Origin of the sequence: Bacillus sp. RC251 (assembly GCF_044908765.1) — a bacterium.
Lineage (GTDB): Bacteria > Bacillota > Bacilli > Bacillales > Bacillaceae_G > Bacillus_A > Bacillus_A wiedmannii.
In genome coordinates, this window is record NZ_JBIYDP010000015.1 from 62,448 (window position 1) to 87,762 (window position 25,315).

Here is a 25,315-nt window from a genome sequence, read left to right on the forward strand (position 1 = left end):
TAATGAATTTAAGAAGGTGATAAATTTGTCTTTTGAAATGTATACAGCCTTTCGAGGTAAAGTAATTATAAAGGATGAACACAAAGAATTGGTAGAATTAATAAATACAGGAAGCTGGGAAGAAGGAGCCTTAAAGTTTCCATTTGTTAAAGAATATATAAAAGTTAATCGTAGTAAAGACATTCCATTTACAGCCCTTCCCGAACGAGAAAGCCCCTCGCCTTTAGGCAGGGGATGAAAGGGAGGTTGGATAAGGAGTGCTACTAAAAACCGCAAGGTTTGTGGCACTCTAAGTATCCAAAATGTTGGTATCTTTTATTTTTTTCTCTTTCGTGTTGCAGTTTTATAATCCAACTGATACGATGCAAACATGATGAATGATTATAGAAGAACCAAAACAACCGTGTCATTAATTAACTATCATTTTGTGTTTTGCCCACGATACAGAAGAAAGATTTTTCTTAATACAAAAGTAGAAGAACGTTTCAAAGAGTTGGTTCAAGAAATATGCGGAGAATTGGATGTTTCTATTGTTGCAATGGAATGCGACAAAGACCACGTTCACTTGTTCTTAAATACACTACCAACACTTAGTCCTGCTGATACAATGGCAAAAATTAAAGGAGTGACATCAAAACGTTTGAGAGAAGAGTTTCCTCATCTTCAACACTTGCCGAGCCTATGGACGCGTTCTTATTTTGTTTCTACTGCTGGAAATGTATCAAGTGAGACAATAAAACATTATGTTGAAAATCAAAAAACGAGGGGGTGAAACTTGTGCCACAAACCATCACAGTTAAAGTTAAATTGCTTCCAACAAAACAACAAATCATGCTATTGGAACAAAGTAGCCACGAGTATATAAAAGTCATTAATGCCCTTGTATCTGAAATGGTTGAATCAAAGAAAAGCACGAAGAAAAGTACAAAGGATATTGAAGCCAATATCCCAAGTGCGGTGAAAAATCAAGCAATTAAAGATGCGAAAAGTGTGTTTTCTACAAAGGTGAAAAAGAGTAAATACAAAATCGTTCCGATTCTAAAAAGACCTGTTTGTGTATGGAATAATCAAAACTATTCATTTGACTTCACGCACATTTCAATTCCGTTTATGGTAAACGGAAAGTCAACTCGTTTAAAGGTTCGCGCTTTATTAATAGACAAATATAATCGCAATTTCGAATTGTTGAAGCACAAGTTAGGTACACTCCGTATCACGAAGAAATCTGCTAAATGGATTGCTCAAATATCTGTCACGATTCCTACAAACGAAAAAACGGGAACAAAGATTTTAGGAGTAGACTTAGGTCTTAAAGTTCCTGCGGTAGTCATCACAGATGATGATAAAGTTCGTTTCTTCGGGAACGGTAGGCAAAACAAATTTATGAAACGTAAGTTTCGCAGTGTTCGCAAGAAGTTAGGAGAAGCTAAGAAACTAAATGCCCTTCGTCAACTTGATGATAAAGAACAAAGATGGATGCAAGACCAAGACCACAAAGTAAGTCGTGAAATCGTTGATTTTGCAACGGATAATAATATTTCTGTCATTCGATTAGAGCAACTAACGAACATTAGACAGACGGCACGAACAAGCCGTAAAAACGAAAAAAATCTACACACTTGGTCATTCCATCGTTTAGCACAATTCATCGAGTACAAAGCGACATTAGTTGGCATAAAGGTCGAATATGTGAACCCTTCTTATACAAGTCAAACATGTCCGAAATGTTCTGAAAAGAACAAGGCACAAGACAGAAAATACAAGTGCCAATGTGGATTTGAGAAACATCGTGATATCGTTGGGGCGATGAATATTCGCTACGCAACTGTGGTTGGCGGTAATAGTCAATCAGCCTAAGAACCTATATGGTCTGTCTTAGGAGGGGTGATGGCACACCCTCATCTTGAAGGCTGTTCAAAACAGAAATGGACTGCGAATGCTTAGTCATTCAAGAATCCCATCCGTTACACCGTAAGGTGTAGGACTTGCGGCTTTAGCCGTGGGAGTGTCAAAGAGATAAAGAATATAATGTGACACCTATTTCATTATTTATGAATTTGATATTAAAAGAAGTAGCAGAACATATTATAAAGCTGGAAGCTTGGTATGGTGAAGCTGATGAACTAGAAGAATATGTTTTTATTAATAACGAATTTATAAAGAAGTTGTAGCAGTAATGAATTATTGCTGCTTTTTTATTTTTAAATACACTAAAATTATTGTTGTTGGGTTTATGTATATTCATTTATAATAGAATATGGAAAATTTTACACTGCAATAATAAAGATTTTTATTATACAGGAGCTGGGAGCAGCTCTTTTTATTTTGCTCAGGGGGAGTGTGAAAGAAAAAAGTTTATGTTAATGGCGAAGTTAAATGATCTAATAGAAAATAAAAAGTTACAATTAGTAGAACTGGTAAATAAACATGGTTTTAGTCATACGAAAGTCCTCCATTTAAGTCAGGAAATTGATAAATTAATTAATAAATATATGATTATAAAAAAAGGAACCCTATAATAGTAGGGTTCAAAGGGAACAGATACATAAAATAAATAAAGAGAATAATTTAATTATATAAGAAATTTGATACTGTAATATTGAGAAAGTGTAAAACCTTAATTAAATATTTTCGTTTGAAAAGTGATGTGATTACTATTTTAAAATTAAGAACAAATTTAATAGAGAAAGAAGTTAAACTAACTCATATAAAAGAAGACACTAATGTTAGTAAACAGGAAGTCAATATTGCATTTAATTTATATGAAGAGTTACAAAAAATAAATGAACCAAAGCAATTTAAATTTTATCCTTTTAATGAAACGGAAGCCAGTGAATTCTCACTAGCTGATTTCTCGAAAGATGCTAAAAAAATTACCCGTTTAAGAAACTGGGTTTTAGAAGTGCTACCTATCATTGATTTGTATAAGTAGGTTGGAAAATTACCCCTAACTAGGGAGAATGATGATTTCATAGAGTATCTTGAAGATTGCTTCATTACTTATATCTCAGGTTTAGAGAGCATCTGCAGTACAACATTAGAAACAGTGATTACCAAAAAGGATTTGGAGCTTGTAAAGGATTTATGTAATGGAATTATTAATTCTTTAAAAGAATATTATAAAGGTTTTCCGTCAAAGGCTTTTATAGAATTTCGTAGAGTTTTAATAAATAACGTGTCTATACCAAATCATTTCAATGATATAAAAACACTTCAAAACTTTGACAATGAATTCCTCTATAAAATGCGAGTCGGTACGGATCATATTTTTACAAGTGAAGAAATGTTCCATATTCCGTTAGAACTTCGGGGAATAGTCAGCACAAATAGATACAGTATTCCTGGGCTACCATGTATCTATTTAGGAAGCTCACCTTTAACCTGCTGGGAAGAACTTAATAAACCGGATTTAAACACGGTTCAGACTTCAGTATTTAAATCAGATGATATAAGTTATATAGATTTATCTACACCACCTGTTGTTTTTATAGAGAAGATAATTAAGAAATTTGATGATTTCGGTACAATTATGAAAAAACGCTTATTTGCGGATAGGTTAAATGAACCAAATGAAGTAATTTCTTATCTAATTACTTGGCCTTTAATGGCAGCATGTTCTGTACGTGTAAAAAATACAACTGACACATTCAAACCAGAATATATTATCCCACAGCTATTATTGCAGTTTATAAGATATGATGGATTTTTTGATGGCGTTAGTTACTTCTCAACTAAAGTGGATAACTATTCTGCTACAACAGCCGTACTTTATAAAAACTTCGCTTTTCCTGTTCAGGATGGAGCAACTAAAGGGCTTTGTTCAAAATTACAAAGTAAATTTGATGTTTCCGATGCAGTACCGTGGAAGATGTATAAGGATTCACATCATTGTCTCCCTCATGAGGGAGAGAAACGAGTTGAACATGAATTTATTGATGGAATGAGTTTATTATATTCTTCTACAGATTTTAGTAAGCTTGAAACTTTTTTACAGAACAAATTTTTATTAGAAAGATCTAATTGACATTAGTCTAGAATGTGGGAAGGTATTCAATCTATAGATTCAAATGTTTAGGAGACTAAATGAATTTGTGATATATTTTTAAAGTAGTGCACAAGTGCAAAATCACAAAAAAGATCACCTATGAAATTTTGTAGGTGGTCTTTTCATGTTCGTTAAATAAACTTTTGTTCCAATTAGTCCAGATGTTTTTTTACGTATTTTCAATAGATAAAACTACATGAAAAAATAAGTGAAAAGTGGAGAATTATTTGTCTAAATATATAGAATTTTTAACAAAAATTCATAATTATGTTATATAATGATGTTAACAAACCATATTTTAGGCATTACCCCCGATTGTGTAGAATAAATAATTTTTCGATGAGCTAAAGTATTTGGCTAAAAGAACTTGTAGCGGGGCCTTGCTACAAGTTCTTTTATTTTTTCAGTAAAGGAAAATAAGAAAATGAAGGGGACACGAGTATGATCGGAAATTTAAAGAAAGCAGCATTGAATTCGTTAGATGGGAAATGGGGGGGAGGTATAGGAGTATCAGCTTTATTCTATTTTGTACCAACCTTAAGTGCATCAGCAATCGCCTTTTTTATGTATTTAATATTTGTACTGTTTATCGGGATAATTGGCCCTGATGCATTATTTATTTATTCAATAGGTGGGCAACCACAAGTAGATCCAGTAGCACTTGCTGTACTTATTCTAAGTTATATTGGTTTAGGGGTGGTATGTTTCCTAATTTACAGTGTCATTCAAGGTATCTTTAATTATGGATATTCTGTTTTTACTTTACACTTAGGGAAACAAGAAGAAGCTAAGGTAGACGATGTATTTTCAGGATTTAAAAAGAAGAATTTGATTAAATCAATAAAGTTAGGTTTGATGCAAGCTATTTTTCTTTTTTTATGGAGCCTATTATTTATTGTTCCAGGTATTATTAAATATTTTTCTTATTCCATGTCGTATTACATATTAGTAGAGAATCCTGATTATACAGCAAGTGAAGCATTGAGAGAAAGTAAAAGAATAATGCAAGGACAAAAGTTAAAGTTATTTGTTCTTTGGCTATCATTTATTGGTTGGTTTTTATTAGCTGCATTTATAGGAATGTTTACGTTTAATCTATCATTTATTTTCATTTCTCCTTATTACAATACAACTGTCTCACATTTTTACTTAAATTTAATTAAAAAACAAGATATTGGAGTTGCGAAGGTAAGTATATAAGTAGGAAGAAAGTATGTGCAAGGAAAGTGTATACTATCTTGATAGTGGATATGCAATTAAGCATATCCGCTTTTCATGTTATGTAAAAAAGTGAGTATATTACGTTTACTATGATTTGGGCAAGGATATCGCAAACGTGTTGCAAGTTGGAGTAAATATGGGTAGCACCACATCATTTTCAAGCAATTAAGTATCCGTTCGGATGTATTTATTTTGTAATAAAAAAAGCCTTTGGATAGGGCTATATGATCTTCTTCATTCCGCATTGACGACATTCTCGCAAAAAGGTGAAATCTTTAACAGAACTTTTAAATGAGGTATTGTCACAATTATCACAGCGACCGCTAATTTTATCAGGGAACTCTTTGTATGTGTATGTTTTACTTAAATCGTACTCTTATTTTGGTTCCTTATTTCCAATTGTTTCACCTACATATCCATCTGAACTAATAGAACTGCATTATAAAACATGAACTGTTCACATAGATATACACAAATAAAAAAATTATTTAAGATGTTTCGCCAGACCCCTATCACACTTAACTTATCCAACATTCATTATAGTAAAGTTGTTTCTTTTTATACGTAACAAATGGTGCTATTAAAAAATTCTCCTATACTAGTCAAATGCTAATGTTTTCATTTGGTTCAACAAATAGAACTAGAGCATGGATGTTTACTGCATAACTACTGATAAACTTCAAAAACTTACAAATCACCCATTTATTTACGAGATATTCCTAAAATCCCATAAGATTCTTTACATGTGTAGCGTTCTGTTTAGATGTTAGTATTTCAAGTAATAAAAAGGCAACATCAAAAGCTGTACCTGGATTTTTTGTACGATCGCACCAAAATTCTTTAATTGCTCTTTTCGTTTACTCGTTGGATGACTGTATGTGGTTGCTTTTTTATTTATAAGGATTCCGTTTTTACCGAGTGCTAAGGATGCTACACATATACTGGCAATTGGCTTCTGTTTGGCATGAAAATGTTGAATTACATGTAAGAATTCATTACTGCATGCATCCCGATAAAAACCAGCTTCTTCAAATCCTCCTGGAATAGCTAATGCATCAAACTCGTCTAATTGAATTTCATCAATCGTTTTTTCTGGTATGACAGTAAAATTCCAGGTGCAGGTTAATTCATTTCGAAGACCAACTGTTACGACTTCGGTGGACCCATCACCCTCCCATTTATTCCAACCTAGTACGTCAGTAAATACACTCGCTTCCACTGCTTCAAATCCGTCAGCTAATAATAAACAAATCTTTTTCATATTGAAAATCGCCTCCTTCTATCCTAATTTTATATAAAGATAGTAGGCTGATACATAAGTTGAACAAGGAAATTTGATTGTTTAGCTTTATTATATAAAAAATTTCATTTATTCTAGTTTATAAAAAAAGGTTGGATAATTTATGGATCAGATTGATAAAAAAATTGTAGAATTATTACAGTCAAATGCAAAAATTTCAATGAAGGGTTTAGCAGAATCCGTTCACTTATCTTCTCCATCAGTAACTGAGCGCGTACGGAAGTTAGAGGAACAGCAAATTATTGAAGGATATCATGCACATGTCTCTCTAAAAAAATTGAATCGCCCAATTTCTGCACTTATTTTGTTTAAGACAAAGGATTGTAAATCATTAGCTAACTTTTGCTATAACCATCCAGATGTACTTGAATGTTACAGAGTAGCAGGGGAAATTAGCTATATTGTCAAAATAGCAACATATTCTGTAGAAAGTTTAGAGCAATTTATTGATGATACAATGCAATATGGTACGCCTTCAACGAATATCGTGCTATCTTCTTATGAAAAAAATAATTGCTCCTTTTATTAGTGAAGAATAAAATACTGGGTTAATCCATTTCTTACTGTTTATTCAATAATCCTAAAGTCTTTAAAAATAGCCTGATATTTCTAACCTGCATAAATAAATTAAGGTCTCTAATCATTTTAGTGTACCTATTTTAATTAATTTGATGGGTACGGTAAACCCTGAAGTGTCCCCGGAAGTTAGACAGGTTGCCTTTATTCTTTTATGATTATAGTAGTCTATATACTTTGCTAATTTTTGTTTGAAATGTGTTATACTTTCAAATTCTTTTCGATACAAAAATTCCGATTTCATGATACCGAAAAAATTTTCAATAACGGCATTGTCATAACAGTTTCCTTTGCGAGACATACTTTGTGTTATGCCACATTGCTTAAGAGAATGACGGTATTGTTTCATTGGATAGTGCCACCCTTGATTAGAATGAATGGTTGTAGATGTTTCAAAATATTTGAACGCTAGCATAGAACAAGAGCATTGCTTTTTAATTAGGCAATGCTCTTGTTCTACTATTTCATTCACGTACTTTTGTTGTTTAAGTCGCATACCACCAGGTTACGGAAGCTCAAATTGTCCCGTAGGTACCAAACTTACTGTTAATAAGATTAATTCGGGCTGATAATGCCTCCATTTAAACAAATTTTCCTTTTCTATACTAATCAAAAATTTTTTTAGTGTCATACATACCAGTGTTCAAGATTAGGATATTACTTGAAAGAGTCTTGGGATTTTTGCACCAGAATCGTTTTATACATTAAAAATTATTTATGTTATTTGATTATATTTTTGCAATCGTGCTGTGTTATAATTCTGAAATACTGATATATCTAGTAGGACTTATAGATTTCGGTTTATCATATGAAATGAAAAATTAAGGCATTATCTTTGAGGTTCAGGCTATCATTATTCACACTATTATTCAGACTAAAAGAAGTACAAGGAGGAAGGTATATCTATTAAAATAGTAAGATATACCAAATTCAAAATGAATATTAAATTTAATAAAAAAGTAGTAGCATTCACGGCAGGATTAACGGTATTATCTTCACCATTGGTATCGTTTGCAGAAGAACAACAATCAGTAAACAATAAGCAATCTACAAGCCTTCAAGTGCAAGGTAACACAGACCAACTTCAAACAACAGATGAACAGGCTTTAAAAAGTATTGAAGCTAGTTTTGAAGAGGTAGACGGACGTGGTGGAGGTACTGTCGACAATAAGAAAGTAGATAGTCTTCAACGTTCAGAAGGTATTCATGAAGAAACAGGTACATTAACTGTTCCTAACAATTCAAACAGAACAAAACGTAGTCTGTCTCCCACATCACCTAGCACCTCTAGTACAATAAACGGTGTTCCATTCACTGAATGGATTGTTCCAGCAGGTAACGATAATATTCGTCCTCAAAACTACATGAGTCCAAAGTATATTACAATTCATGAGACTGATAATACTAGTATAGGAGCAGGTGCTAGAAACCACGCTCAATACCTATATAACCAAGCAGTAGGGAACACAGACCGAGCTGCATCGTGGCATTTTACAGTAGACGATAAAGAGATTTATCAACATCTACCATTAAACGAGAACGGATGGCACGCAGGAGACGGTGATGGTTCAGGTAATAGAGAATCTATTGCAATTGAAATCGCAGTTAATAGTGACGGAAACTACAGTAAAGCGGTAGATAACGCTAAGAAACTTGTAGCTTATTTAATGAAAGAAACTGGTGTACCGTTAAATAACATTGTAAAACATCAAAAATGGAGCGGTAAAATATGCCCTGCTAACATGATTAATAATGGGCAATGGGATGTATTCGTAAATAGCGTTGAGGGGTATTATAATAATCTTTATCAACCAAAAGATGACATTACAGGAGGTTGGTATGAAGAAGCTATTCGAGAGTTAAATAGAAGGGGTATTATGATAGGGGAAGGAAACGGAGTTTTCGCACCCAATAGAGCGATAACAAGAGCCGAATTTGCTCAATTAATCTCTAACTCTCTAAAACTGCCAGCTGGAGATGCTTCATTTAAAGACCTAAACGATGCAAATTCAACTTTACGAGATGGTATTAAACGTACTGCAAGTGCAGGTATCATTCAAGGTAGAGGAGATGGTTATTTTGACCCAAACACACCTATTACAAGAGAAGAATCAGCAATTATTGTAAACAAGGCTTTACAGTATAAAGGTATATGGGGACCAGTTGTAAACCTACCATTCTCAGACAAAGACCAAATTATTTATAAAGAAGACGTACAAAGACTGTATGGCCTAGGTATTGTAAGAGGTAAGGGGGACAATCAATACGACCCTAAAGGAACAACAACTCGTGGTGAGACAGCAACATTCATTCTAAATATGCTACAAGTAATTGAAAATGGTAGTGTTCAAAAGGTAATTGGAACGGCTCAAATTAATGGTATTGGGGTAAATGTTCGAAGCGGATCAGGTACAAACTATTCTATTGTTAGAAAGACAAGTAAAGGCGAAAAAGTTACCGTATATGAAGAAAAGAACGGCTGGCTCAGAATTGGAACAGGTCAGTGGATTTACTATGACTCTAGTTATATCGACTATAACAGATTATAAAAGACTGAATAGTTAAAAGAAGAGGTCATATTTGGATATATAACTTACTCTCAGGTTGTGAAGAAGACTTTCTCCACAACCTGTTTTTGTGACTAGCTCCCTCTTTACCTACCAATACTAATAAAAAGAGGAAATTCATTATGATGGGGTCATTAGAAAATCAACATAATTAGCGTGTATACAATTAAAAACTAATGTTTTTCTAATAATTAAGTAGAGGTCACCGTACATGCCCATCCAGCTCATATTTTGAAATACCCCAAAACGAAAAAATGAGCTTTATTGTTACAAGTTAACATAAGATTTCGTTCTGGGGTTACTATAAAATTTTAGCATAATAGCGATGTGTTAGTTCTAAAAACTCAAGAAAAGCTTTAAAATACTCTTATAGTCGGTCAAGCACATGGACTAGACATCTAATTATTTCAGAAGATTTCTCGATTTGATCTGCATTAAAATCTGAAAGGTTCGCACTAAGAATATGTTTTAGTTTTTTCTCTCTTTCTAAGTGACAATTTAAACCACTAGGCGTAAGTCGGATATTGACAACTCTCCGGTCGTTAATTGAACGAACACGCTCAACGTAACCGACCTGTTGTAATCCGTTGATTAATTGAGTAATACCAGCGGCGGTAGTTTCTGCTCGATCAGCTAATTCTTTGACTGACAATTCGCCTTCTTCAGCTAATACTTTAAGAGTTCGAGCGTGGACCATTGAAACGGCCCCTAATGTACGAGTAGCTCGCCCTCTTAAACGTCCATCGGCTGCAGTCAGACTATATATAGCCTGGCTAAGTTCGTCTATCGCAGTTAACTTGTTTGAAGAATTTGTCATAACATCACCATTTCCTCATTAACTAAGTACTTAATTATATGAAATTAACATTAACATATGAATAAGAGTAGAGTCAAATTAAGTAGAGTCTGGCTATTCATTTTCTAAGCAATATTATATATGCTCACTTTAAATCATCAATAAAATAATAAAACGCCTTTATTTATAGTCTTGACAAAAGTACATCTTATACTTCAATATTTTAATTAAGTACTTAATTATTAAGTGCTTAATTAAAATGTAAAGGATGATTATTATGACTCAACGTTCACAATCTCAAGGATGGGCTTTAGATATAGCCCTCGCACTTGGTGGGTTTGATGCTTTGCATCCCGAAGCAAAGGCAACAATGGAACAGTTAGGGCACGACCACACTGATTTTGATAAAGTTTTTTCTCAAGTAAAAAGTGGAGCAATGATACCAAAAGCATGGGCCACGGTTGCTTCTCAGGCTCAAGAACGTGCAAAACATTATGAACAAAAGGGATTCACTGTTACTGCTCGTGATCTATATCAGCGAGCTGCTGTTATGTGGGGACGTGCACAATACTCATATTTTAATGATGATCCACGAAAATTGGCATTTCGAGAGCGTTGTAACGAATGTGTGGCAGCTATTTCATCACTTGGAGGAGGAACGGTACAACGTATAGTACTAGAATTTGAAGGCAAACAGATATATGCACTCCTTCATTTGCCCTCAGGTGAAGTTCATAATGCACCAGCAGTAATATTAGGTCCAGGTATGGATATGATTAAGGAAGACTATATACAGATTGCGCAACGTTATTATACGTCTCGTGGTATCGTAGCTTTATCAATTGAAGGACCGGGGCAAGGCGAATCTGTATCTGGAGGTCTAAAAGTTGATTTGACTAATTACGAACGCGCCGTTAGTTGTTATATCGATTTTCTATTAAAACGGCCTGAGGTTGATCCAAAGCGTATTGGATTTTTTGGTATCAGTATGAGCGGGTATTGGGGGATGCGAGCTGCTGCGAGTGATAATCGTATAAACGCTATAGCGACTTTTGAAGGTGTATATGGTGAATTTGATACCATCTTTAACAGAGCGCAGCCGAGTTTCAAAGCGAATTTTATGTACATGTCTGGTTACACTGATGAAGTTGCTTTTGAAAACGAATTGAGTAGCCAGATGAATTTGTGGAAATTAGCGCCAAAGATTACTTGTCCAGTCTTCATGGGAATAGGAGAATTTGATGAACTTACCCGTTTGGAAGAAGCATTAAGTCTTTATGAGTTTGTAGAGGCACCAAGGGAGATACGCGTCTATGAGAATGAATTTCACCCACTTGGTGGAGTAGCTGCAGAAATTTTTCGTTTTGGTGCAGAGTGGGTGGAACTTGCACTTGAAGGAAACTTTAAAGCTAACCATGATGAGCGTTATTACATGCATCGTGATGGGGGTGTTACTGAAGGGACTGCTTTTCCAACGTATTGGCTTGGTGCCCAGCCGGCGGAAATTAAAGGACGAAAAAAGTGTAATACATTAAATGCTTGTAATAATTAACAAATTTTTACTGATTAAAAAAACAACAAAAATAGTATGTAGCTTTTAATTACACTATTTTTGTTGTTTTTTTCAAAGTTTAGACTCCTCATAATTATGGTCATTGTTGAGGATATTCAAAGTGTAGAAGACTTCGAGTTGATGAAGAACATGGAAGAAAATGAAGGGAATGTTAAATGATTTATAAAGTAGGGACGACATACTATGTTTTTTCTTGAGCACAACTAACATACATATATTCTCTAGGAATTAAGTCCAGAATTGTGGAGACAGACAATGAGATATCTACGTTTTGAGGAACATGACTTTCATAAAAGGTTAGGTATCATTGGATGGGATTGCAAGACAAATCAAAGTTCCTAATTTGAATTTTAGAGCTGATGGATGTGGGGTGCTACCCCATGCCCATCAACCTAAGATTAAATAAAAGTCCATTCAACTAGATTTTTTCTGTTTTTTAAAGAGGTGATATCAGCTATCTAAAAATCTGCATACCAAATAAACCCTAACGGGTTTCAATTTTTTAATTAATCTACATGATTATGAGTAACGAAACAATTGTACATGACACCCAATATATCAAAGACTTTTTTCTTCTCATATCGATGAGATTTCCTTCCGTTTTTCTGCAAAAAATTAAACAAACGAAGCAAGATTTTTGATAGTTCTTGAGTATCTTTTTGTAGAGCTTGATAAAGAAGTAGAAAGTAATCTTTAATAATATAAACCGCTTTATATTCACTCAGCTCTCGTTTCTTCTTGGTGAGGAGTAATTGACGCATTTGAAACATGGTGGAGGAGCAAAGAAGGATACTAATTAATTGTCCATATAAATGACATTCTAGCCGTTCTAATTTTACAGAATTACAATGATGAATACGAAAAAATGATTTCCATGTTTTAAATATCAATTCAATTTGCCATCGTAAGGAGTAAAAATCGTATACTTGTTCTCTTGGTAGGTATTCCGAAGGGATATTCGTAATGTAAAAATTGATTGCACTAAGTCGCTTACTGCGTTCTTTATAGGTGATTTGCTTCTTGTGTTCTTTAGAAGCTAAGTCCTTTTGTCTACGTTTCATTTGCGTTTCAGTTAATTTATACAGAATAAGTCTTGCAGGAAGTTTTTGATACATTCCAATATAAATCTCAGGAATCTCATATGTTTCACCAGACTGTAATTGGTCAATAAATTGCTCCATATCTAGTTGGACGTACTCAGAGTGCTTTTTTATTGTTCCATTTTGAAAGTATTCAGGCTCTCTATTCTTCTGATATATACGAGTATTGAGCTTTAATCGTGAAATAAAATAAGCACCACACTCGTCTTTCATATGCAGATCTTTCAAATCAAAATATCCTAAATCACGTATACATACATCGTGCGGTTGAAGAGACATTAAGCACGTAGAACCATAATTTTTATCATTGTGCTTTCCAGACCCTACATGAACATGTAAAAACTGACCACTAAGTAAATCGTACTCTAGTTGAATTTTTACACCAGCACTATGACCACTACCTCCTGAACCTTGATATGTAAAAGCAAATTTATCTGGAATCTGAAAATGTGTAGAATCCAATACACGAATACTGCGAAAATGGTTTGTATATACAGTTGAAATCTTACTAGATGTACAGAGTTGTTGGTGGAGTAAATAGGTTAATATTTGTTGTAAAAACTGCACAGCCTGAGAATTAAATCGTTGATTGAGTCCTTCTGGACTCATAGAAATACCTGTATTCGTTTCTAAGCGACTACATAATTGTGTCAATGAAGTATGAGCTATATTTTGGCCTAACCAAACACATAGAGCCACTAAATCTTGAGCACGGTATTTACTTTTTCGTTTAACAAACCCTATCTCTCTAGCTAATTGTTCTAAAACATGTGGTGACATATATCGTTGTAACTCTTTAGAAAATAATTCTAGTTCATTAGAAATCGATAAATTCATACCAAAAACGCCATCCTTTCTGTATATTTCTACAAAAAGAATAGCGTTTTTTTCGCTATATGGATATAAAATTATTTTAATTTGATGGAGAAGTGTTGTGCACCGCTATTTAATAGACTATAGAAAAGGTATAAGTAATGGGTATCGTGGAAAAAAACGGAAAAATATAATAAACTTAGAAAGAACTATTTATTACTGTCTAAAGGGGCGAGTTATATGAATGTTAAAATAGACGAAAAAACAATTACAACAGACCGGCTTTATATGAGAAAAGTAAGTTTAGAAGATATTGATGATATTTATAACATCGTAAAACAAGATACAGTCGGTAAATGGCTTGCAGCATCTAGAGGGATGACAAAAGAAGAAGCAAAAATATATGTTGAAAAATTCGTAGATCATTGGAATCTATATGGCTTTGGTGTATGGGCAGTATTAAATAAATGTACTGGGGAAATTATAGGACATTGTGGCTTAAGATATGTAGATCAAAAAGAAGAGGAAGTTGAAATTATGTACCTTTTAGATCCTGCATCTTGGGGAAGTGGTTATGCAACAGAAGCTGCAAAAGCATCTATACAGTATGCTGCTAACTCGATGGAAATTAAAAAACTAATTGCGAGAATTAAAATTACAAATGATAAATCAAAAAAGGTATTGGAGACACTCGGGTTCCAATTTGCTTATGATAAGGATTATCCAGGGAAAAAACTATCCCATTATGAAATAAAATTGAAGTCATAAACAATTTTTAAGAACAAAATTCATGGAAATGTAATCAAATTCTTATATTCAATATTTATTTATGTACAAAAAAGCTAGTATTCTACTAGCTTTTTTGTCCTTCTTATAAGAAGGATTATGGTAATTAATCAGGTCGCTTGTTTAACAACAGCAATCCTTTTTACGTATGTAAACTTTGGTTAGTTTATGTTGTCTTCCGTTTTCGAATCTCATGTCATCAACGCTTACGATAAGATAACTACATGTAGCAGGGGAAAAATTCCGTTTAGGGGGTACTTTAAAATCTTAGGCTGATGGGCATGAGGTCACCTTATCAAAAAAAGAGAATTGTACGTTACGATACAATTTGGACAGATTTCAGCCGGTTCCCTATACGTTAAGGAACCGGCTACTTACTTTACTACCTTTTATGATTATGAAATTAAAAAAGATATAGTAGAAATCATGTATGAAATAAATGCAAGTAACACAAGGAAGAATATAAGCATGGTATTGGAAACACATCGTTCTATTCTTTTTTTCATTTGAACTTACTTTATTTTTTTAATTTGGTAGGGTCAATTTTAAGTTGTGTTTTCCAAGACCCAGATACTTTTCCAATTCTGTTTATGTGTACATCTAACGTGAGCGGTTGTTTGAAAGAATCTTTTCCTTTAAGACCTTCGATAAATGTGATGACGCCTTCAGGTCTATCCTTAAAACGAATACCAATTTCCTTTAATGCTACACCTGATGCCTTTAGTTCGAATGGCCCATCATTTGCTCCTTCAATAAATGCTAATTGTCCGAAGTACCCATTTTTCTTATACTCGGGGTTATTTTCTTGTTGACCGTTTACTTTTCCGTCATCTTCAAGTTCTAAACCTGTTGTATCAAATTCAAACGGTACTACATTTCCATCTTCTTTTTCAATTTTGTAATGAACGGATATACGTGCATCCGCTATATATAATTCTTTCAGATGTACTGTAACACCTTGATCTGTAATCTTTTCATCAATAGGAATAAATTGACCTTTTGTAACGTCTCTTCCTTCTTCAATAATCCTATCATTTGAAATTGCATTGGAAAAATAAGAGGCTACATCTGTAGCTGCAACTCGAACTTGTGGAATCATGGCTGTAGCAAAAAGCCCTGCTACCGCTACTGCAGTATACATGAAACGTTTTGATTTTTTATTCATATTTGTAAACAATCCCTTCTTCGGTTCCATTTTTTCATTGATATAAGAAACATTTTCTGATTTTGCGTGACTTTCAAATACTTTCCACGCTTGGTCAACATCAATCTCGATTTCTTTTGATGAATGTACTGTTGCTTCCTCTAACTTGACATCTTCCCATTGATTTAATTTGGTGATTTCCAGTAATAATTCTTGGCATGCGCTACAAGTATCTATGTGTTTTGTGAATTCTTTTCTTGTCCTATCAGATAATTCACCGTCTATATATGCTTGAATAAATCCCATATCATAACAATTCATTTATTACGCCTCCTCTAATTGTTGATAAATCTTACGGAATTTTTGCTTGGCTCGGACTAATAATGTTCCAATAGAAGATATGTCGATTTGAAGAATTTCGCCAATTTCTTTATATTGAAAACCAGAAAATTTCATTAATAAAATGGTTTGATCTTTCTCATTCATTTCACTAAGCGCCAATTGTACTTTTGTAATTTCTTCTTTTCTAATCCAGTCATCATCTAGGGAAGAAATATGCTGTACTTCATGATATTGTATGGTTTTATCTACTCTCGCCTGATGTCGTTTTTCAGATCTTAAATACTTATAAGCTACAAAAGTAGAAGATTTTAGTAGCCATCCAGATAGGTTCTCAATCTCCTTCCAATTGTTGCGGTATAACTGTAAAAATACCTCTTGTGCCAATTCTTCAGCAATCGTCTGGTTTTTGACAATCCAAACAATCTGTTTCACCACGTACACATAGTTTTGTTTAAACAAATCTTCAAATGTCACATCCGAAACAGGCCTTTCTTCCTTTTTAATCTTAAACATATCGGTTAAACCCTCACTCTCATTTTGATGCCTGTATTATATAGAACCCGAATTAATGATTTTTGTGACAAAAATTCTTATTTTTATTTTATATGTACAAAAAAACATTCATCTTTCAATCAGATGAATGCAAAAATTAAAATCATTTTGGTTTCTTAGATTATTTGTATAGTTTAAACCAAAAAACAAATTTTAGTAATCTAAGACCATTACGAGAGAAAAATTATATAAAAAAGTAAGTAGCCGGTTTCTTAGCGTACATAGAGGAAACTCATTCAAAATGGAAGAATGGAGAAATAACTGCTGTTATATTTATGGAAATGTTAGAACTAAAGAAAAACACCTTTTATAAAATTATGAAGGAATATGAAGTAGTAAATTAGGGCTTTTCCTATAAAGCGTACTACCAACACTTTAACGAAACTCTAGCAAACCATCCGAATTTAAAATCTGTACGTATTTTGATTGGTAACAGAGAAACATCAAGACGTTTAAATTACAAATTAGCTGGATTTGATAAAGAAGGTAAAGAAAAAGAATTAGAATTCAATACTCAAAAACACCTTCGTAAAGAAGTATTCCGTCTACTACTCTGATAAAAAAGTTGAAGAAGATGTATCAGGGTGGGAAGAAGTGAAAGAAAAACTAGCTGCGAAATAATAAAAATAAAAAGGGTTTGGCCTTAAAGGGCAAATCCTTTTCTGTTTTCAAAATCTTCTTCTGAAATGACTATGAATCTATGTCTTTTAAATAGAGCTGTTGTTACGCCATAATCAGTTTGTTTATTTCCATTCATTACATAATTCTTATCGTTTTTTGCACTAAAACAGATATCCCTACATTTATTTGCCTCTTTGGTAAGGCATCGAATAATCCTTACTTATACCATCGCGATTTCTGATAACTTATATGTAGAGGTATCACTCAATATAACAAAAATGTAATGTTAATGAAATGTAATTCCATCGATACTATAAATGAAATTATTTAAAATTAGTTACATAAATGAATGAGGGTTAAAGAATTTTTATAATGAAAAAGGAGAATTATTAATGCGAAATATATTAAGTGTAGAAAAAATTGAAAAATATTATGGTAATAAAGATAATGTAACAAAGGCTATAGATAATATTAGTTTTAAGGTAGATGAGGGAGAATTTGTTGGGATAATGGGGCCTTCAGGAAGTGGCAAAACGACATTACTTAACTGTATATCAACGATTGATAATGTTACTACGGGAAAAATAATGATAAATAATAGTGACATTACTCGGTTAAAATCAAAGTCACTAGATAAGTTTAGACAAAATGAATTAGGGTTTATATTTCAGGACTTTAATTTATTAGATACCCTTACTGCTTATGAAAATATTGCCCTAGCGTTAACAATAAAAGGTGAGAAAAGTTCAAAAATTGATGGAAAAATACAAGCAGTTGCAAAGTATTTAGACATTGAACAAGTATTAAGAAAATACCCTTATCAAATGTCAGGCGGACAAAAACAAAGGGTTGGTTCGGCAAGAGCTATCGTAACAGATCCATCTTTAGTACTTGCAGATGAACCAACAGGATCGTTAGATTCTAAATCAGCTAGATTATTACTCGAAAGATTTGAAAGTCTAAATAAGGATTTAAAAGCTACAATACTTATGGTTACTCATGATGCATTTACAGCAAGCTATGCTCGTAGAATTCTTTTTATTAAAGATGGAAAAATATTTATCGAGTTGGTAAGAGGGAATGATTCCAGAAAAGAATTCTTTACTAAAATTATCGAAGTTATAACTCTTCTTGGAGGTGACGATAATAATGTACTCTAAGATTGCTATTGGGAATATAAAGAAAAGTTTTAAAGATTATGCAATATATTTCTTAACACTAACACTGGCTGTTTGTATATTTTATAGCTTTAACTCCATAGAATCACAAAAGGCACTTGTGGAAATTAACGCTGCAGATAGAAAGTATGTGTCTACAGTAATGAACGCTATCTCAGATGTGTCAGTATTTGTATCCGTAATATTAGGTGGTTTAATATTGTATGCAAATAATTTCTTAATTAAAAAACGTAAAAAAGAATTAGGAATATACATGACTTTAGGTATGGGAAGAAGAAATATATCCAGAATATTAGTAACAGAGACGTTTCTAGTTGGTGTTATATCTTTAGTGAGTGGACTTATGATAGGTATTGGAGTATCGCAGGGGTTATCTACATTTGCATTAAAGTTATTTGAATTACCCATCAATAAATATAAATTTATAATTTCAACAAGTGCTATAGGTAAAAGTGTATTATACTTTGGAATCATGTTTTTACTTGTTATGTTATTTAATGTATATGTTGTTTCTAAATACAAAATAATTGATTTGTTAACAGCAGGTAGAAAAAATGAAGATGTAAAATTTAGAAATCCTCTTATCTATGTAATCACATTTATTATGTGTGTAGCATCACTTGGATATGCATATGTGACTGTACTAAGAATTGGATTGAATTATAATAATCCTATGCTCATGGTATCAATCCTTCTTGGCATATTAGGTACATTTCTGTTTTTCTTTAGTTTATCTGGATTTATATTATATGTTGTAAAGAAGAATAAAAAAGTCTATTTTAAGGGTTTAAATATATTTATCATCAAACAAATAAATAGTAAGGTTAATACAAATTTTATATCCATGTCTGTAATCTGTTTAATGTTATTCCTTACAATGGTGACTTTATCTACAGGAATCAGCTTTAACAGAATGATGGACGCAACCATAAAAGAAACAACACCATTTGATGCCAGTATTGTGTTGGTGAATAGGGATGAAAGTTACACTATAGAAGACGTATTAGATAAATCAAATTTTAAACTAAGTAATAACGAAAAATATGTATCTTATAATGTATATTCAACAGAGATGAAAGTGGGGGACTTAATACCAGAAGCATTTAAAGATTATAGGGATAGCGGTGCGAATATCATTAAAGTATCTGATTATAATAAAATTTTAAATCTCAAAGGTGAAAAGAAAATTACTTTAAATAACAATGAAGTTGTACTTTTATCAAATATTAACCGGTTGGTTACTCCGATAAATAAAAGATTAAAAAATAGTAATAAGGTGAATATTAAAGAAAAAGAATATTTTGTAAAATATAATAAAATTATACAAGAGAACCTTTACACTTCTGATGCGCAACTTAATTTCTTCGCAATCGTTATAAATGATGAGTTTGTATCAGACCACAAGATTAGTACATCCGTACTTAATGTAAATTATGTAGATGGAAATAGAGAAGAATATAATAAAAAATATGATAACGTTGCAAAGGGCTTTTATGACGAAAATGGCCCGAAATTAAATATTGTATATATATCAGGCAAATCAAAGGATGAAGTTCGTGCAGAAAGTAAGGGATTGAAAACGATCATACTGTTTATTGGGATATATATAGGAATTGTATTTCTAATAACGAGTATGGCTGTATTAGCTCTTCAACAATTATCAGAAGCCAGTGATAGCATAGATAGATATAAATCTTTGAAGAGAATTGGTTCAAACGGAACCATGATTGATAAAACGATTTTTATTCAAACTTTCGTATACTTTAGTCTACCAGTTATTCTTGCCCTAATTCATTCTATAGTTGGAATTTATGTAATCAATAATTTTATTAACGCAATTCAACCAACAGACATTACATTACCAGCACTGATAACTGGTTTAGTATTTCTTGTAGTGTATGTAGGATACTTCTACACGACATATGTCGGGTATAAAAATATTGTAAAAAGTAATACTTGATTTTATAATGCTCATTAGGGCTATTACACCTTGTTTTTCAAGATGTAATAGCCTTATATTCTGTATAGGGAGGGAAAAGTCATGAAAAAAATCATTCTGATTGAAGATGACGAAATCATCAGAGAAGAATTACAACATTTTTTTATAAAGTATGGATATGAAGTAAAGGCTCCCACAGATTTTAATCACATTATCAAATATATAGAAAATGAGAATGCAGACCTTATATTACTAGATATAAATCTTCCTGTTTTCGATGGCTATTATATATGCAGAGAAATACGTAAAACTTCAGATGTTCCAATCTTCATGGTTACAAGTAGAGATAGTGATGTAGATGAACTAATAAGCATGAATTTAGGAGCAGATGATTTTATAACAAAGCCTTATAATACAGAAATACTATTAGCAAGAGTAACAAATATTTTAAGAAGAACATCTGGGGATTTCAAGACGAATCATATCTTAATTTATAGAGATTTTACTTTAAATCTTTCAAATGCAACAGTTACTTATCAAGACAAGTCTGTAGAGTTAACTAAAAATGAAGTTAAAATACTCTCATGCTTAATAAATAATCGCGGAAATATTGTAAAAAGAGATTCACTCATTGAAACTTTATGGAAGTCTGATTATTTTGTGGATGATAGCACCTTAACTGTTAATATAAATAGATTAAGAAAAAAGCTTGAAGAGATAGGTATAGAAAATCCAATTGCAACAAGAAGAAGCTTAGGGTATATAATGCCATGAATATAGGTGAATTTATTAAAGATAAAATGGTAGTAATACTATCTAATGTACTGGTATTTATTATACTAGCAGGTATATTGCTGACTGCGAATGTTCAGTTTATTATAATATGCTTTGTTTTTTGTATTTGGTTTTTTCCATTGATTTTATATATGGCTATAGAATTTATAAGATGTAAAAATTATTATAATGAGATTAATGGCATATTAGAAAACTTGGAGAAAAAATACCTACTTCCTGAGGTAGTAAAGGAAGCAAACTTTATACATGGGGAAAAGCTTAACGCTATACTGAAAGAAGTAAGTAGAGATATGCATGAAAATGTAAAGTATTATAGAGATATGCAATTGGATTACAGAGAATATATAGAGACATGGGTGCATGAAATTAAGACACCAATAGCTTCTACAAAGCTTATAATTGAAAATAATCAAAATGAAGTAACGAATAAAATTGACTCTCAAATGAATCGGATTGAGGGGTTTGTTGAACAGGCTCTGTATTATTCTCGAAGCAATAACGTTAATAAAGACTATATTATAAAACCAATCAACCTTGATGATGTAGTAAGAACTGTAATTAAAAGAAATTATAGGGATTTTATTCATAAGAGAATAAAATTAGATATACAGGATATTGATGAGATTGTATATAGTGATGGAAAATGGATTGAATTTATTATTAACCAAATATTAGGGAATTCTATAAAGTACTCAAATAACAAAGAACAAATGATACGTATATACACAATTAAGAAAGCTAACTCAGTAATACTAACCATAGAGGACAATGGAGTAGGGATAATACCTAAAGATATAAATAGAGTTTTTGAGAAAGGATTTACTGGAGAGAATGGCAGGAGATTTAGCAAAAGTACAGGAATGGGTTTGTATCTATGCGAAAAGCTGTGCTCAAAATTAGGGATGAAAATTAGCATTGAATCTGAAGTGAATAAAGGAACTAGAGTTACATTAATATTTCCGTTGTCAGGTATGGCAACTTTTGATCCTTGTTTATAAAAGAGATGCTGCCATCTTTCCACGAATTTGGTATGAACTTATAAACAAATTTAAAACGGTATGAAAAGAGTAGAAATTCTCTTCATACCGTTTGTATTATTTAGCTATTTAACATAGTGGTATATGTAATTGTGAATTGGATGGATGTTAATCTGGATTAGTCATTACTATTTTTGATGTCCACTAATACTTAACGTAAGATTTGGTTCGGTTGCTACACAGACCTCGTAAGGGAGAAATTGCCCACTATATAAAACAGTAAAATAAATATCCGATCCTTTATCGTACAAGGAATCGGATATTTTGTGTCTAAATTGTGTCCAAACGTACAATTGTCTTTTTTTGATATGGTGACCCATGCCCATCAACTTAAAAAATATATAACCCCCAAAAAAGAAAAAAAAGAGCTGAATTCTCAAAATAACTAATTATAGAGAAAGAAAATCTTCATTTAGGGGTTACATTAAAACCTTAGATTGGTGGATACGGGATGGTACTCAGTATTGTAAAAAATGCTCTAATAAGTTAGTATAAATTGGTCGGTTGACCAAATAAAAAATAAGATGGTGAAATACAATGTCTAGTCCAAAAAAAATAGCTACTCGAGATCAAATACTAATGGCTACGTTTGAATGCTTAGCTGAAAAGGGTACAACCGCTATTACATTACGGGATATTGCTACAAAAGCGGGAATTACTTTAAGTTTAATTCACTATTATTTTCCAACAAAGGAGGGTTTATTAGTTAACGCTACCTCTTATGTCATGCAAAAACAAATTGAAGAAATTCAGAAGGAACTCTCAAATGTACAAGATTTTTCAGAGAAATTGAAAAATCTTATATTTGTAGTACATCACCAATTCAAAAGTTCTGAATGGAGAAAGGTGTATTTTACTTTATTAGCAGCAGCGGCTTGGTCACCGAAAATTATGGAAGAAATTCGAGTTCTACAGAACCAATTGATAGGCATAATTCAAGAATATATTCAAACTTCCAATGTAGAAATCATTGACATAGAAGCATTTTCAAGGGCTTTATTGGCTTCAGTGAATGGATTAGCGTTGCAAGTTATGCATGGGGCTTCAGAGGAACAAATTGCTCCGGCATATGCGATTATAGAAAAAACATTTATATCAGCATTTGCCCTCCCAAAAGACGCAATGAGTGATTACTAAACTCTATAATCCCGAGATAATTCATGTGCCAATCCATTACTCCATTAGACAAAATGGAATGTAGGATTGTAGAACATTATAAAGTGAGGTTACAGCATTGACCGCATATGGATCATTTTATTTTTTCGCTATAGTGGGCATTTTTTTGATACCTACTATCGTAGCTGGATTAAGAGGCAAAATGTTGCGCAAATATAATGCTGTCCTAACGCTAATTATGCTTGCTATTATCTTCTCGGATAAACCAAATCAAGGATTAATGTTAGCAGTATTTATTATTTGGCAATATGTCCTTATTAAAGGTTATTTACTACTAAGAAAACAAAATAATAATACGTTCATGTTTTACATGGCTGTTATTTTGTCGATATTGCCGTTGATTTTGGCAAAAATTGCACCATTTGTACCTGAATTAAAATTCATTGTTTTTACTGGTATATCTTATGTAACATTCAGGGCAGTACAAATGGTATTTGAAATTCGCGATGGCTTAATTAAAGAATGCTCATTCTTTAATTTCTGGGAATTCATCCTGTTCTTCCCTGCTATTTCGACCGGACCTATCGATCGGTATCGCAGGTTCCAAAAAGATATTCAAAAACCACCAAGTGCTGAAGAATACCAAAATCTACTATACATGGGTATTAACCGTATTTTTCAAGGTTTTCTGTATAAATTTATACTTACTTACTTAATAAAAGAAAATATTATGGATGCAACAATAGCTCACCAAAACACAATTTTATCAAATATGATTTATATGTATAGCTATAGTTTATATCTATTTTTTGACTTCGCAGGTTATAGCTCATTCGTAATCGGTGTCAGTTATATGATGGGTATTAAAACACCGGAAAACTTTAATAAACCGTTTATCAGTCGTAATATTAAAGATTTCTGGAATCGTTGGCATATGAGCTTATCATTCTGGCTCCGTGATTTTATTTACATGCGATTTGTCTTTTTTGCCACAAAGAAAAAGCTCATAAAAAATCGCTATATGATTTCATATATTGGCGTCTTTTTGAACTTTTTTGTCATGGGAATTTGGCATATTACAGGTCATCATATTGCTCAATATATGATTTATGCTCTATATCATATTGCTCTGTTTATTTTATTTGATATTTTCGAACGAAAAAACAAGAAGTATAAATTTTGGCCCAACAATACGTTCATGCATGTCCTTGCAATTGTGATTACATTCCATTTCGTATGTTTCGGTTTCCTAATTTTCTCTGGTCACTTAAATCATTATTTTTAATAAGTAATTCTTTTTATTGTTTATATTTTGTTATCTCCTGTTGCAGAATCCTTAAGCTATTAAGGATTCCTTTTTTGTATCTAAAATTCAAAAATAAAAAGATAAGATCCGGGAACACGATCTTATCTTTAGTGCAAGGAGTAAACAAAAGGATGACCATCAAATTTTTATTATAATTTACTTTTTAAAATTTCGAATATTATAACCATATTTAACAAGTAAATCTATATTGAGAATTTCTTTACAAAATTAGTTATAAATGATTCAAAACTCCAAAGTAAACTTTTACCCATTAGTTTACTTTCATTTCCCCTTAAACATTAACTTTATCCCGATCCCCCTGATATCCTCAAAAATAGAAACAAAAGTATACATTGGAAATACTAATAATAAAGAGGTTGTAATACCTGTAAACAAAAAACAAGCTAGAGTTAATGAAGTGAACCCGAATAGTGGTACATGAAAAAAACACCTCCTGAATTCGCATACTAAGTATGCAAATTCAATGGAGGTGTTTTTTCGTATGACG

At 32.3% G+C, this 25,315-nt stretch carries 19 protein-coding genes and 7 pseudogenes; 18 read left to right on the top strand and 8 right to left on the bottom strand.

The features are described from left to right. Positions 1-25: 25 nt before the first annotated feature. The 7 genes and pseudogenes from ABH961_RS26895 to ABH961_RS26925 all read left to right on the top strand — a co-directional run bounded on the left by ABH961_RS26895 (position 26) and on the right by ABH961_RS26925 (position 5,245). Positions 26-238, top strand: a complete 213-nt coding sequence (locus ABH961_RS26895) for a hypothetical protein (RefSeq protein ID WP_098574459.1) — start codon at positions 26-28, stop codon at positions 236-238. 132 nt (positions 239-370) lie between these two features. Further along, positions 371-772: an IS200/IS605 family transposase gene (gene tnpA, locus ABH961_RS26900; protein WP_098574457.1), complete on the top strand. Its 402-nt coding sequence runs from the start codon at positions 371-373 to the stop codon at positions 770-772. Between the two features lie 5 nt (positions 773-777). Continuing rightward, positions 778-1,857, top strand: coding sequence for an RNA-guided endonuclease InsQ/TnpB family protein (locus ABH961_RS26905; RefSeq protein ID WP_098574455.1), 1,080 nt, complete (start codon positions 778-780; stop codon positions 1,855-1,857). Positions 1,858-2,030: 173 nt separating this feature from the next. Next, positions 2,031-2,171: a hypothetical protein gene (locus ABH961_RS26910; protein WP_404520397.1), complete on the top strand. Its 141-nt coding sequence runs from the start codon at positions 2,031-2,033 to the stop codon at positions 2,169-2,171. A 192-nt stretch (positions 2,172-2,363) separates the two neighbouring features. Then, on the top strand, positions 2,364-2,519 hold the full coding sequence (locus ABH961_RS26915) for an aspartyl-phosphate phosphatase Spo0E family protein (protein WP_404520413.1): 156 nt from the start codon (positions 2,364-2,366) through the stop codon (positions 2,517-2,519). Between the two features lie 80 nt (positions 2,520-2,599). Continuing rightward, a pseudogene (locus ABH961_RS26920) lies at positions 2,600-4,024 on the top strand (hypothetical protein). 462 nt (positions 4,025-4,486) lie between these two features. Next, a complete protein-coding gene (locus ABH961_RS26925; RefSeq protein ID WP_404520399.1) occupies positions 4,487-5,245 on the top strand; it encodes a DUF975 family protein in 759 nt (252 codons plus the stop codon). Positions 5,246-5,486: 241 nt separating this feature from the next. On the opposite strand, the pseudogene ABH961_RS26930 reads toward ABH961_RS26925, so the two are convergent. Together ABH961_RS26930 and ABH961_RS26935 are read right to left on the bottom strand one after the other, a co-directional pair. After that, positions 5,487-5,639: pseudogene (locus ABH961_RS26930) on the bottom strand (DUF8096 family protein); the annotation flags it as partial. Positions 5,640-5,985: 346 nt separating this feature from the next. Further along, a pseudogene (locus tag ABH961_RS26935) lies at positions 5,986-6,527 on the bottom strand (DJ-1/PfpI family protein). Between the two features lie 142 nt (positions 6,528-6,669). Between ABH961_RS26935 and ABH961_RS26940 the strand changes: the two are divergent. Beyond that, a pseudogene (locus tag ABH961_RS26940) lies at positions 6,670-7,105 on the top strand (Lrp/AsnC family transcriptional regulator). Positions 7,106-7,206: 101 nt separating this feature from the next. On the opposite strand, the pseudogene ABH961_RS26945 reads toward ABH961_RS26940, so the two are convergent. Both ABH961_RS26945 and ABH961_RS26950 read right to left on the bottom strand, forming a co-directional pair. Beyond that, a pseudogene (locus ABH961_RS26945) lies at positions 7,207-7,521 on the bottom strand (IS3 family transposase); the annotation flags it as partial. Between the two features lie 119 nt (positions 7,522-7,640). Beyond that, a pseudogene (locus ABH961_RS26950) lies at positions 7,641-7,746 on the bottom strand (IS6 family transposase); the annotation flags it as partial. A 331-nt stretch (positions 7,747-8,077) separates the two neighbouring features. Here ABH961_RS26950 and ABH961_RS26955 point away from each other — a divergent pair. Continuing rightward, positions 8,078-9,691, top strand: a complete 1,614-nt coding sequence (locus ABH961_RS26955) for an S-layer homology domain-containing protein (RefSeq protein WP_404520401.1) — start codon at positions 8,078-8,080, stop codon at positions 9,689-9,691. A 385-nt stretch (positions 9,692-10,076) separates the two neighbouring features. On the opposite strand, the gene ABH961_RS26960 is transcribed toward ABH961_RS26955, so the two are convergent. Further along, on the bottom strand, positions 10,077-10,526 hold the full coding sequence (locus ABH961_RS26960; protein WP_098574454.1) for a MarR family winged helix-turn-helix transcriptional regulator: 450 nt from the start codon (positions 10,524-10,526) through the stop codon (positions 10,077-10,079). 256 nt (positions 10,527-10,782) lie between these two features. On the opposite strand from ABH961_RS26960, the gene ABH961_RS26965 reads away from it, so the two are divergent. Further along, positions 10,783-12,057 (top strand): alpha/beta hydrolase, encoded by a 1,275-nt coding sequence (locus ABH961_RS26965; protein ID WP_098574452.1) that lies wholly within the window; start codon positions 10,783-10,785, stop codon positions 12,055-12,057. A 527-nt stretch (positions 12,058-12,584) separates the two neighbouring features. On the opposite strand, the gene ABH961_RS26970 is transcribed toward ABH961_RS26965, so the two are convergent. Beyond that, a complete protein-coding gene (locus tag ABH961_RS26970) occupies positions 12,585-14,015 on the bottom strand; it encodes an IS4 family transposase (RefSeq protein WP_404520403.1) in 1,431 nt (476 codons plus the stop codon). Positions 14,016-14,231: 216 nt separating this feature from the next. On the opposite strand from ABH961_RS26970, the gene ABH961_RS26975 reads away from it, so the two are divergent. Then, positions 14,232-14,759, top strand: a complete 528-nt coding sequence (locus ABH961_RS26975; protein ID WP_002204277.1) for a GNAT family N-acetyltransferase — start codon at positions 14,232-14,234, stop codon at positions 14,757-14,759. 535 nt (positions 14,760-15,294) lie between these two features. On the opposite strand, the gene ABH961_RS26980 is transcribed toward ABH961_RS26975, so the two are convergent. Together ABH961_RS26980 and ABH961_RS26985 are read right to left on the bottom strand one after the other, a co-directional pair. Next, on the bottom strand, positions 15,295-16,242 hold the full coding sequence (locus ABH961_RS26980; RefSeq protein WP_000995924.1) for a DUF4179 domain-containing protein: 948 nt from the start codon (positions 16,240-16,242) through the stop codon (positions 15,295-15,297). Between the two features lie 3 nt (positions 16,243-16,245). Beyond that, positions 16,246-16,776: an RNA polymerase sigma factor SigX gene (locus ABH961_RS26985; protein ID WP_000472754.1), complete on the bottom strand. Its 531-nt coding sequence runs from the start codon at positions 16,774-16,776 to the stop codon at positions 16,246-16,248. A 494-nt stretch (positions 16,777-17,270) separates the two neighbouring features. On the opposite strand from ABH961_RS26985, the pseudogene ABH961_RS26990 reads away from it, so the two are divergent. The 7 genes and pseudogenes from ABH961_RS26990 to dltB form a co-directional block, all read left to right on the top strand. After that, positions 17,271-17,436: pseudogene (locus tag ABH961_RS26990) on the top strand (DUF1093 domain-containing protein); the annotation flags it as partial. A 392-nt stretch (positions 17,437-17,828) separates the two neighbouring features. Further along, entirely contained in the window at positions 17,829-18,596 is a 768-nt protein-coding gene (locus ABH961_RS26995; RefSeq protein WP_404520406.1) for an ABC transporter ATP-binding protein, read from the top strand. Next, a complete protein-coding gene (locus tag ABH961_RS27000; protein WP_404520408.1) occupies positions 18,586-20,574 on the top strand; it encodes an ABC transporter permease in 1,989 nt (662 codons plus the stop codon). Before ABH961_RS26995 ends, ABH961_RS27000 begins: the two co-directional genes overlap by 11 nt. A gap of 81 nt (positions 20,575-20,655) precedes the next feature. Continuing rightward, positions 20,656-21,327: a response regulator transcription factor gene (locus ABH961_RS27005; RefSeq protein WP_153588908.1), complete on the top strand. Its 672-nt coding sequence runs from the start codon at positions 20,656-20,658 to the stop codon at positions 21,325-21,327. Beyond that, positions 21,324-22,346: a sensor histidine kinase gene (locus tag ABH961_RS27010; RefSeq protein ID WP_098574444.1), complete on the top strand. Its 1,023-nt coding sequence runs from the start codon at positions 21,324-21,326 to the stop codon at positions 22,344-22,346. Before ABH961_RS27005 ends, ABH961_RS27010 begins: the two co-directional genes overlap by 4 nt. 576 nt (positions 22,347-22,922) lie before the next feature. Continuing rightward, positions 22,923-23,522 carry a TetR/AcrR family transcriptional regulator gene (locus tag ABH961_RS27015; RefSeq protein ID WP_098149812.1) on the top strand — a complete coding sequence of 200 codons (600 nt, stop codon included), beginning with the start codon at positions 22,923-22,925 and terminating at the stop codon, positions 23,520-23,522. A gap of 97 nt (positions 23,523-23,619) precedes the next feature. Continuing rightward, a complete protein-coding gene (gene dltB, locus ABH961_RS27020; protein ID WP_404520411.1) occupies positions 23,620-24,786 on the top strand; it encodes a D-alanyl-lipoteichoic acid biosynthesis protein DltB in 1,167 nt (388 codons plus the stop codon). The last annotated feature ends 529 nt before the right edge of the window (positions 24,787-25,315 follow it).

Excerpts from the sequence above, each read along its gene's own strand:
- tnpA (WP_098574457.1), top strand. The coding sequence starts at position 371 with ATGATGAATGATTATAGAAGAACCAAAACAACCGTGTCATTAATTAAC.
- ABH961_RS26915 (WP_404520413.1), top strand. The coding sequence starts at position 2,364 with ATGGCGAAGTTAAATGATCTAATAGAAAATAAAAAGTTACAATTAGTA.
- ABH961_RS26925 (WP_404520399.1), top strand. The coding sequence starts at position 4,487 with ATGATCGGAAATTTAAAGAAAGCAGCATTGAATTCGTTAGATGGGAAA.
- ABH961_RS26955 (WP_404520401.1), top strand. The coding sequence starts at position 8,078 with ATGAATATTAAATTTAATAAAAAAGTAGTAGCATTCACGGCAGGATTA.
- ABH961_RS26960 (WP_098574454.1), bottom strand. The coding sequence starts at position 10,526 with ATGACAAATTCTTCAAACAAGTTAACTGCGATAGACGAACTTAGCCAG.
- ABH961_RS26965 (WP_098574452.1), top strand. The coding sequence starts at position 10,783 with ATGACTCAACGTTCACAATCTCAAGGATGGGCTTTAGATATAGCCCTC.
- ABH961_RS26970 (WP_404520403.1), bottom strand. The coding sequence starts at position 14,015 with ATGAATTTATCGATTTCTAATGAACTAGAATTATTTTCTAAAGAGTTA.
- ABH961_RS26975 (WP_002204277.1), top strand. The coding sequence starts at position 14,232 with ATGAATGTTAAAATAGACGAAAAAACAATTACAACAGACCGGCTTTAT.
- ABH961_RS26980 (WP_000995924.1), bottom strand. The coding sequence starts at position 16,242 with ATGAATTGTTATGATATGGGATTTATTCAAGCATATATAGACGGTGAA.
- ABH961_RS26985 (WP_000472754.1), bottom strand. The coding sequence starts at position 16,776 with ATGTTTAAGATTAAAAAGGAAGAAAGGCCTGTTTCGGATGTGACATTT.
- ABH961_RS26995 (WP_404520406.1), top strand. The coding sequence starts at position 17,829 with ATGCGAAATATATTAAGTGTAGAAAAAATTGAAAAATATTATGGTAAT.
- ABH961_RS27000 (WP_404520408.1), top strand. The coding sequence starts at position 18,586 with ATGTACTCTAAGATTGCTATTGGGAATATAAAGAAAAGTTTTAAAGAT.
- ABH961_RS27005 (WP_153588908.1), top strand. The coding sequence starts at position 20,656 with ATGAAAAAAATCATTCTGATTGAAGATGACGAAATCATCAGAGAAGAA.
- ABH961_RS27010 (WP_098574444.1), top strand. The coding sequence starts at position 21,324 with ATGAATATAGGTGAATTTATTAAAGATAAAATGGTAGTAATACTATCT.
- ABH961_RS27015 (WP_098149812.1), top strand. The coding sequence starts at position 22,923 with ATGTCTAGTCCAAAAAAAATAGCTACTCGAGATCAAATACTAATGGCT.